General features: G+C 63.8%; 8 protein-coding genes. 5 read left to right on the forward strand and 3 right to left on the reverse strand.

From position 1 onward, the window contains the following. Nucleotides 1-145 precede the first annotated feature (145 nt). The gene (locus ABT369_RS14060) at nucleotides 146-778 is read right to left on the reverse strand and encodes a hypothetical protein (protein WP_350612135.1); all 633 of its coding nucleotides are present in this window, start codon (nucleotides 776-778) and stop codon (nucleotides 146-148) included. Between the two features lie 103 nt (nucleotides 779-881). Between ABT369_RS14060 and ABT369_RS14065 the strand changes: the two genes are divergently transcribed. The 4 genes from ABT369_RS14065 to ABT369_RS14080 all read left to right on the forward strand — a co-directional run bounded on the left by ABT369_RS14065 (nucleotide 882) and on the right by ABT369_RS14080 (nucleotide 4208). Continuing rightward, nucleotides 882-1085: a hypothetical protein gene (locus tag ABT369_RS14065; protein ID WP_350612136.1), complete on the forward strand. Its 204-nt coding sequence runs from the start codon at nucleotides 882-884 to the stop codon at nucleotides 1083-1085. A 52-nt stretch (nucleotides 1086-1137) separates the two neighbouring features. Beyond that, nucleotides 1138-3258 carry a GNAT family N-acetyltransferase gene (locus ABT369_RS14070; RefSeq protein ID WP_350612137.1) on the forward strand — a complete coding sequence of 707 codons (2121 nt, stop codon included), beginning with the start codon at nucleotides 1138-1140 and terminating at the stop codon, nucleotides 3256-3258. Beyond that, entirely contained in the window at nucleotides 3255-3704 is a 450-nt protein-coding gene (locus ABT369_RS14075) for an ASCH domain-containing protein (protein ID WP_350612138.1), read from the forward strand. Before ABT369_RS14070 ends, ABT369_RS14075 begins: the two co-directional genes overlap by 4 nt. A 240-nt stretch (nucleotides 3705-3944) precedes the next feature. Further along, nucleotides 3945-4208, forward strand: coding sequence for a hypothetical protein (locus ABT369_RS14080; protein ID WP_350612139.1), 264 nt, complete (start codon nucleotides 3945-3947; stop codon nucleotides 4206-4208). A gap of 53 nt (nucleotides 4209-4261) precedes the next feature. Here ABT369_RS14080 and ABT369_RS14085 read toward each other — a convergent pair whose 3' ends face one another. Beyond that, nucleotides 4262-5305 carry a ComEC/Rec2 family competence protein gene (locus ABT369_RS14085; RefSeq protein ID WP_350612140.1) on the reverse strand — a complete coding sequence of 348 codons (1044 nt, stop codon included), beginning with the start codon at nucleotides 5303-5305 and terminating at the stop codon, nucleotides 4262-4264. A 5-nt stretch (nucleotides 5306-5310) separates the two neighbouring features. Next, nucleotides 5311-7137, reverse strand: coding sequence for a S8 family serine peptidase (locus ABT369_RS14090; protein ID WP_350612141.1), 1827 nt, complete (start codon nucleotides 7135-7137; stop codon nucleotides 5311-5313). A gap of 367 nt (nucleotides 7138-7504) precedes the next feature. Between ABT369_RS14090 and ABT369_RS14095 the strand changes: the two genes are divergently transcribed. Further along, nucleotides 7505-7771: a hypothetical protein gene (locus tag ABT369_RS14095; protein ID WP_350612142.1), complete on the forward strand. Its 267-nt coding sequence runs from the start codon at nucleotides 7505-7507 to the stop codon at nucleotides 7769-7771. The last annotated feature ends 75 nt before the right edge of the window (nucleotides 7772-7846 follow it).

The following is a 7846-nucleotide window of genomic DNA, read 5'->3' on the forward strand; positions in this document are numbered from 1 at the left end:
TTCTGCGCCGCGCACCCAGCGTGCTCGACGAGGATCGTGGCGGCGCGTTCGGTGCGAGAGGCGTCGACCGACGCCTCTCGCACCGTAGTGTTTCACGGTGCGCCGGAACGCCGCCGCGGCGCGACTCCTTCGAGACATGACACGGTCAGACTCCGGTCCCACGGATGCCGCCGACCCACCAGGCATGCTCGATCATCAGCTGGACGTCTTTCCGGCGAGCCAGCAGCCTCAGACTTGGCGCGTTCCGCAGTGAGGTGAACACCTGATCGGCGCGTTCAAGTTGGGCCGACTCGAGGTGCGGAACCTTGCGGAGTTCGTCGAGGTCGTCAGTCGTTGTGCCGCTCCTCGGCGCGGAGGGTTTGGGGACGATGGCGGCATACAGCTCCGGGTCGCGGTCGGTCTCGGCGAACTCCACCAGCGGGTAGTAGGTGCTCTCCTTACGTCCACTGCGAATGAACACCACTACCCGGCCTCGGTCCTCACGCTGATAGCTAGGGCGGCCGCCCTCCTCCTCGCCGATCACGAAGAAGAGGTCCGAGTCGTCGTGGTGGACCTGGTAGCGCTGGGCATCCAGATACTTCACGGTCCCGTTCGGCCACCGGTACTGGAACTCCTCGAACTTCTCCGGCGGCGAGATCTCGAACTCGCCGGCGGTGGCCGCCGCCTGCTCCGCCTCTGGAGCGCCGATAGCGAGGATCGCTTCAATCCGCGCGATGGAGTCCCGGGCAGCGGCGAGCTCGATACGAAGCGCGGCAAGTGCTTCACCATCCAGTTGCATACTACCTCCTCTTAGAGGGAACCAAACTTACTTCAACTCAACTCTAAATTACTTCCCGCCAGGATCCAAGTAGAGTCAGGCCGCGCGGGTAACCTCTCGCTCGATGACGTTCCGTGGCGATACGCGCACGGCCGGGTGGAACGAGGCAGTCGGTCAGGGACCGGGTCGACGCATCGGCGACCACATCGCGCTTGCCGGCCCCCCGGCCAGCGGGCCGATCGGGCTGCCGGCGATGGTGTCGCCGATGCCAGTCGAACGCGACGTGGTTGAAGGGTGTGCCATCGACGTGCGAATAGATGCGGAATGAGCTAGCCATTCGACCGGGCCGACCTCCACCACCGATCGAGTAGTCCGTACGGATGGCCTACACCGACACCTTCCACTGCATGCACATGTTCGTGCACACTGCGCTCATGTCTGTAGATCGTGCGGAGTCGATTTCGAATCTTCGACTGGCTCCAGCCGATGTTGGTGACGAGGCTGGAATCAAGGCAGCCATCGCGCTGGGCAATCGCTCGCGGGCCAGGTTGGGGCCGATGCCGTTCGCCGCCTACACCGATGCCGCGGCCAAGGGCACGCTGCTGCTGGCCTATACCGGTGACCAGGTCATCGGTTACGCGCTGTACGCGCTGGCCAGAAGCCGGGTCCGCCTGGCGCACCTCTGCGTCGACCAAGCGTTCCGCAACCGCCGCGTCGCCCTACGGATGGTTGAGTTCATCAGCGATCGCCACGCCGACCACCTCGGCATCGCCGTACGCTGCCGACACAGCTACAACCTCGGCGAAATGTGGATCAAGCTCGGCTTCGCGCAGCTCGGCGAACGACCCGGACGCGGCAAGGATCGTCAGGCACTCGTGGACTGGTGGCGGGATCATCACCACGGCCACCTGTTCACCCCGGACCCGGAAACGGTCCTCGTCCGCGCGGCCGTCGACATGAACGTGCTGCGCGACATGGCCGAGCAGCGCCACGACAGCGAGGAGTCCCAGTCTCTGCTCGCCGATCACCTCATCGGCCTGCTTGAGCTGGTGCGTACCGCCGCGCTCGACGCCGAGATCAACGCGATGAGCGGCGAGCGGCGGGCGAAGTTTGCCCGGAGGGCGCAACCGTTCACCGCCGTGCGGACCGATCCTGACCGGCAGGCGCAGCTTGCACGGGATATCCAGAATGAGGCGCAGGCGTCCAGCCCCGGCTACCCACGCACCGACCAGGACCGGCGGGATCTGCAACACGTCGCTGACGCCGTCGCCGCGAACCTCAACGTCCTCATTACCCGCGACGAGAACCTCAGCCGCACGCTGGGTTTCGTCGAGCAGCGATACGGGCTGCGGATCCTGCGGCCGGTCGACGTTGTCGTCCACATCGACGAGCTCGTGCGGGCCGAGTCATACCGGCCGGTCGAGTTGCTCAGCACCGAATACTCGCGGCAGCTCATCGGCAGCGGCCATGAAGACGACGCTGTGCCCTTAGCCGATACCGGGGCCGGGGAACGGCCGCGAGACCTGGTCAACCTGATGCGAGGGCTCGCTCTGGCCGGCCACGACCGCGTCGGCATCTTCACTCCCGCTGGGGACATCACCGCCGTGTTCTCGGCCTATGCGGCGGCCGGGGTGCTGGAGGTGCCGCTGTTGCGGGTCGCCAACGACGGTCTCGCCGACACTTTCGCCCGGCAGCTGATGTTCTTGCTGCGCGCGCACGCCGGCACAGCCGGCGTCGACGTCATCCGCATCCGTGACCCTCACTTGTCGCCCGCGGTACGAATCGCTGTCTATAACGAGGGCTTCCACACGGTCGCTGGGCACCTGTACGGGTATGCGCTTCATGTTGCCGGCCCGACTGCTGTGGTGGAACACCGCGCTGTACTTGCCGCACGGCAGGCCGGCCTGCCAGAGCCCCGTCCGTTACGATCAAGTATGCCCGCTGTCGCTGCCGCCGAACTGGAGCGCGTTTGGTGGCCAGCGAAGATCACCGACAGCGTGCTGCCGTCGTATCTCATCCCGATACAGCAGTCGTACTCGGCTGACCTACTGGGAATCCCGTCGGGGCTACTGCCTCGCAACAACTCTCTCGGCCTTGCCCGAGAGCACGTGTACTACAAACGTCCCGGTGGCACACAGGTAAAGGCCCCCGCCAGGCTGCTGTGGTACATGAGCGAAGGGGGCAGTACCACCCCGCAGCCCGCTGCCGTTGTTGCCTGCTCTCAGCTCGACGAAGTCGTCGTCGGCGCTCCAGACGAGTTGCACACGCGGTTCCAGCACCTCGGCGTCTGGGACAGGGCGACGGTTGCTCAGGCGGCACGCAGAGGCAATGTCCAAGCCCTGCGTTTCACCAACACTGAGATCTTTCCGACGCCTGTGCCTCGGGCCAGGCTGCGCGAACTGAGCCAGCGGTACGCCTCACACGACCAAGTGCCGTTCGGCCCGCTGCCAATCCCGGCGGACCTGTTCACGGCGCTGTACGAGGAGGGCAGAACACCATGACCATCGAACGCACACTGCTGTTGTCGCTGCGCCCCCGGTTTGCCGACGCGATCCTCGCCGGCACCAAGACCATCGAAGTCCGACGCCGTCCCGTCAACGCGTCCGCCGGCACCCCGATCATCCTCTACGCCAGTTCCCCGCAGCGGGCTGTCGTCGGCACCGCCCGCCTCGCCGCCGTGCACAGCTATGACCACAACACGGCATGGCGCAGACACCGTCACACCCTCGGCCTAGCCCGCCGCGAGTTTGACGACTACCTCGAGGGCACCTCCCAGGTGTACCTGCTGCATCTAGGCAACGTATGCAGGCTCAACCAGCCCTTGCCGCTGCAGCACCTGCGAGAAGACGCGCCGTTCCAGCCGCCCCAGAGCTTTCGCTACGTCGCTGCCTCTGACCCGAGCCGCCTACGAGATCTCGTCCACCCGACTGCAGCGTTGACCAGCTGACGCCACCAGGGCGCATCGCCAGAGCATGGGGGACAATGACGGTGGCATCGCAGCCAACTCGGTCGCTGATGATCACCTTCGGCTCACTCGATCTCGTGCCCATTGACATGACACGATTCCGATTCGGCCCCGAACCGGTATTTTCGTCAGTGACTTCGCTGGCGGCACTCCACGATCATCTCCTTGAAGAGACCATCGCATGGCTGGTTCGTACGAGCGGCTACTGGCTGCCTGGTCGACGTGAGCGATGACCCGGATGGCGCGCCGCTCTGGGCCGGCAACGGCCTGCTGGTCAAGGACGCGGGACAAACCATCAGGCGGATACTCTCGGCGAGTCGCGTTCGTATCACCTCTCTCGATGCCGATCCGGTTGTTCGTGGATGCCAAGTCAACGAGACCATGGGCACCTACGACGTGCGGAATGCATTCGACGTGTTGAGCGATGTGAACGAGAACTATGTCCATCTGGCTCAGGGTCAGCGGCCGTGTCGTGCGTACGTGTAACACCTGAATATCACGGTTTGTGATCTCCGGTTCGCTGTTTGGACCTAAGGTTCTTACCCAATCCGGATAGTGGCCGCCAGTTCAGGGTCGGTGCGGACTTTGATGGCGAAGCTTCTGGCTTGTTGGAGACGCTTTAGTTGGTCGACGGCGTGTGCGATGTGGTTCGTCAGGTGGACGGTGTACCGGTCGGTGGACAGGCGGGACGAGACTAGCCAGTCGAGCGTTTCGGGATCGGGATGGTGGTTCTTAGCGCCATCGGCGGACACGACGTAGTGCGCGGCTTGAACGTGCCGGAAGAAGTCTTTGGTCACATTCTTAGCACTGCCGTGATGGGGAAGCTTCAAAACGTCGACGTAGAACGGTTGGCCTGGTCTGCGAAGTCCGGCGGCGGTGAGGCCTGTGAGGAGGTGGTCGCTGCGAGCGTCGCCAGTTAGGAGTGCAGTACGGCCATCTAAGTCAAAGTGCAGCGAGATGCTCGATAGGTTGGGCACGCTGCGGTCCTTAATGGCTGCTGTGATCACGCTGTCCGCGTTGCCTTCGCTCGCCTCACGCCACTTGCTGGTGAGTGCCGCCAGCGCAGTCTCATCCGGCGTAATGACGGTGATCCGTAGCCCATCCAGGTCGGTCTGCGCACCGTGTATTAGCGGTCCATGGAACGGGGCGTTGCCAGTAAGTTGGAGGAGCCGTGCCAGCCGGTGCAGTTCTTGGCCCTGCTGGTAGCTGGCGCCGATCGGCGCTGATGGACCAGGAGCCTCGTTTTGCGCGCGTACGGCGGCGGACAAGCCTGCGGAGCGGGAGTCGACCAGCTCATCGAGACCGTTGAACCAAAGCGTGGTGACGTGGATCGGATCGGGCAGTCCGTCGTCTCGGTCGCGTGCAATTGTATGTAGCAGCCGAAGCACCCCGGCTATGTGGTCGTCATCGATGTGGCTGACGCAGATCGCGTCAAGGTGTGGCTGGCTCGCCAACCGGGGACCGAGCACTTCGTCATAGGTCGCGCTGGGTCCACCGTCGATCAGCACAACTCGTTGACCGTCGGCCCAGCTCAGCAGGCAGCAGTCGCCGTGCCGGGCGTTCATAAACTCCAGTGTCATCATCGCAGTCAGATGGACTGTATTGCGCGGAGCACATCCACCAGGCCAGCACCCTGGAACGTCCGCTCGCGACCCAGATCGGTGGCAGTGGTGCAGAGCACGTCTTTCACCCGTTCTGGCCGCCCGAGAAGCTCCCGGTGGCGTGCGATGAGCATCGCTGCCGCACCACTGACATGCGCAGCGGCCTGACTGGTGCCGGACATCACCGCGAGGCCGTCGCCAATGACCGGACCGTCTATGTTCTCTCCGGGGGCGATCAGGTCCGGCTTCGGACGGCCGTCCGCAGTCGGGCCACGTCCAGAGAAGTAGCTGACGCCATGACGATGGGGATTGCTGCGATGGGTGGAACCGACGGTGATAACCGCATCCGCGTTTCCGGGGTCGGAGATGCTCGTCGGGTGGTAGCCAGCACCCACGGTGCGGGTGGCGCTGCCGAAGCCAGCATTGCCGGCTGCGGCCACCACCACGACGCCCGAGCGGACCAGCCGCTCGGCTTCCTGGCAGACCGGGGTCCAGCCACAGGAGCCCACGGCGACGTCGTGCGGGACCGAGAGACTCAGGTTTACCCCCGCGATCACGAGGCGCCCTGCCGCTTCATTGATGTGCCGGATGGCCTGCAATGCGGCGATGATGGAGACCTCGGTGCCGGTGCCGCCGGCACCAACGGCGCGGAAGTCGTATAGCCGGATGTTGGGACAGATGCCCCGGAAGCGGCGCTTGGGCCAGCAACCGCCGAGCACCCCCGCGACATGTGTGCCGTGAGGGTCCGTCGGGGCCTCGTAGCGCAGCAGAGGTCCCATCGGTCCCGAGGAGCGCGGGTTGTCCGGCAGCTTGATCTCCAGGTTCCGTAGGACCCTTGGCCAGTCAACGAACCGGAGCTGGCCCAGGTGGGGGCCGAGTTTGGTAACGACATCGACGAAGTCGAACGCTCGCACCACGCGACTTCTGATCTGCTTCGGCGGGTCCGTGCTGGCGTCCCATTCGGCGAGGGCTGGGTGGTTGACGTCGATGCCGGTGTCAATAACCGCCCAGCCGATTTGGCCGCAGTCAACCGAGAAGAGTTGCTCGGCTGCGTCGGCCTTCACCGTGGCGCGCGAGCGAGTGACGGCTACTGACGCGGGCCGGTTTATGCTGACCGACGCTATCGGGTATCGCTGCCACCCCTCGGTTATGGTGCTCGACTCGCTTTGTGGTTGGAGGCTAGTGTTCCGGTCGGCCGGAGACACGGAGATTATGCGCCGCATCATCGCGCGAACCTCCATTGCATCGACGAATAGGAACGGAAAATCGTCGTGGAGCTCGAGCGAAGCCTCGGCCACGGTTTGGAGTAACCGTAGAAACCAGTCAAGTTGTCGATCTACTTCGTACAGTCGTTCGGTCTCGTCGCCCTGAAAGTACCGAAGCTCGGGTCGAATCAGTCCTTCATGTTCGATCGGCGGCTCACGAAGATCAGACTGTGCGACGTCCTCTTGGAATTCGGGAAGATTGCGCGCCAGTTGCAGAAGTTCCGCTAGTCGCGTCATGGGTAGCACCGATCGGACCAATTCTGGAAGGGTCAATCGGACCACTATAAAACCACCCATGGCGATTGACCCGGTTTTTTCCGACAGTTGGACGAATGTTTCCTGTCCATCGTCGTCCTCGCTGTTTGTCAGAATCAGTTCGACCCTTTGGCCAATCTCATGCTGCGCGAAGGCCCACCACACGTCGAACTTGATCGGGCAATCCGTAGCCCACGGTGACGGTGCAAGCACGTCACCGTAGAACACGCGGGCGAGTTGTTCACGTTGCACAAACACCTCCGGGGTAATGCCGACTAGCAGGGTACAGGACACAGGACTCAGCGAACGATATTGTCCTTGGTCGTGAAGATTCGAGAACCGGCTGGTCCGCTGTCGACGCCGCAAGTGTTCTCCACCTCAGGCTTCTCCGCCTGGCCCAGGAGTATGCGATCACCCGTCAGATCTCCCTTGTTGACCCGTCGGTGACAGCTTCGCGTGGCTTCCGTCCGGTGTCGCGACTGCTGCCGACCGGGTGTACGAGCTCGGAGAGTCCTTGAGGGCGCGAACGACGAGGCCATCGGTGCCTTGAGCCAAGATCCGAGAGGCACAGCCGCCGTACACGATGAAGCATTTCCTGACGTTCACACAGCATCGGCAGAGACATACGGTCGGTCTGCGTCGTCGGCGTTCCGGTTCGCATGTGACCCAGTGGGAGTTGTTCCCGCGCGAGCGCCCGGACGCGTACCGGTTGTCGTTCACGTTGCCGAATCGGGTCGAGGAGTGGATCGACGATAGCGAGCGGCACCGGAAGAGGGCGCGCATTATCGAGGAGAGTCTGCTGTCGACGATCGTTCTGTACCGGCTGCGTCGCGGCGCAGCGACGGTGCACCAACTGGACTACGAGCCCGGTGAGCTGCGCGCTAGCCCCGGCCCTTCATTGAGGGCTTCCCACATGGTGGGTGGATGAGGAACGGGTGCCTTCTGAGCTGGGAAGATAGGACTTGCTGAGGGTCTTATCCATCCCGACGAAAGGCACCCGCAG

It is taken from the genome of Dactylosporangium sp. NPDC000244 (assembly GCF_040300725.1).
Taxonomy (GTDB): domain Bacteria; phylum Actinomycetota; class Actinomycetes; order Mycobacteriales; family Micromonosporaceae; genus Dactylosporangium.

Coding starts and splice junctions, on each gene's coding strand:
- ABT369_RS14060 (WP_350612135.1), bottom strand. CDS start 778: ATGCAACTGGATGGTGAAGCACTTGCCGCGCTTCGTATCGAGCTCGCC.
- ABT369_RS14065 (WP_350612136.1), top strand. CDS start 882: ATGACGTTCCGTGGCGATACGCGCACGGCCGGGTGGAACGAGGCAGTC.
- ABT369_RS14070 (WP_350612137.1), top strand. CDS start 1,138: ATGGCCTACACCGACACCTTCCACTGCATGCACATGTTCGTGCACACT.
- ABT369_RS14075 (WP_350612138.1), top strand. CDS start 3,255: ATGACCATCGAACGCACACTGCTGTTGTCGCTGCGCCCCCGGTTTGCC.
- ABT369_RS14085 (WP_350612140.1), bottom strand. CDS start 5,305: ATGATGACACTGGAGTTTATGAACGCCCGGCACGGCGACTGCTGCCTG.